The organism is Candidatus Acetothermia bacterium (assembly GCA_024653305.1).
GTDB lineage: Bacteria > Bipolaricaulota > Bipolaricaulia > Bipolaricaulales > Bipolaricaulaceae > JACIWI01.
In genome coordinates this window covers 1-1,082 of record JANLFW010000063.1, presented here as the reverse complement: position 1 = coordinate 1,082, position 1,082 = coordinate 1, and the positions used below count along the sequence as shown (strand labels likewise).

Genomic DNA, 1,082 nt, shown 5'->3' with positions numbered 1-1,082 from the left:
ATGCCTCACTGTGCTAAGCTTGCCCGTACCTGGTTACTCACTACCCTTACAGGACACTAGATCGGCCTGAAGCTCCTCCACTGTGGCGGAGAACTTGCCCCGGAACGCATCGAGCATCGTGCGGTGGAACCGCTCCACGAACCCGTCTGGAGCCCTACCTACGTCGTCCGGTGCTCGACCCCGGCAAGGGCCAGGCACGCCTCGTACGGGTGCGCCTCCGTCCCGCAGCACTCCCGCCCGCCTCGGGTGGGGACGATCTCACTCCCATTCGATGGTTGCCGGAGGTTTTCCGGTGATGTCGTACACCACGCGCCCGATCTCGGGAACCCGACGGGTGATGCGGCCGGCCACGTGGTCCAGGAACGCGTAGGGGAGCCGTGCCCAGTCCGCGGTCATCCCGTCGGTGCTTGTCACCGCCCGCAGCGCCAGCACGTACCCGTAGTGCCGCTGGTCCCCCACCACGCCCACGCTCCGGAGCGGGGTGAGCACCGCCAGCGCCTGCCACACCTGGTGGTACAGCCCCCACTCCTTCAGGGCATCGGTGAAGATGGCATCCGCCTGTCGCAGGACCTGCAGGCGTTTTGGGGTGACCTCACCGAGGATGCGCACCGCGAGCCCTGGGCCAGGGAACGGGTGGCGGAGGCGGATCGAGTCGGGGAGCCCGAGCAAGCGGGCCACCTCACGCACTTCGTCCTTGAACAGGTACCGGAACGGCTCCACGAGCCGGAAACCCATGTCCTTGGGCAGGCCGCCCACGTTGTGATGGGACTTGATCACCGCCGCCTTTGTGGTCCCGGCGGATTCGATCACATCGGGATATAGGGTGCCTTGGGCGAGAAAAGCGAACGGGCCATGAGCCCGAGCGGCCTCCTTGAAGGTCGCGATGAACTCCCGACCGATGACCTTGCGCTTCTCCTCCGGATCGACCTTTCCCCGCAGCGCCCGCAGGAACCGGCCCGCAGCGTCCACGACCACGAGGTTCACGCCTAGCCCCCGCAGAGCGGCCTCCACCTCTTCACGTTCCCCGAGGCGCAGAAGCCCGTGGTCCACGAACACGGCCACGTGGTCGATGCCGGCCCGGG

At 67.2% G+C, this 1,082-nt stretch carries 1 protein-coding gene and 1 pseudogene; both read right to left on the bottom strand.

The annotated features are described in order from the left end of the window. Nucleotides 1-57: 57 nt before the first annotated feature. A pseudogene (locus NUV94_08235) lies at nucleotides 58-239 on the bottom strand (IS481 family transposase). A 19-nt stretch (nucleotides 240-258) separates the two neighbouring features. After that, on the bottom strand, nucleotides 259-1,082 hold an 824-nt coding region (gene guaA, locus NUV94_08230; GenBank protein ID MCR4392722.1), incomplete at its 5' end, for a glutamine-hydrolyzing GMP synthase.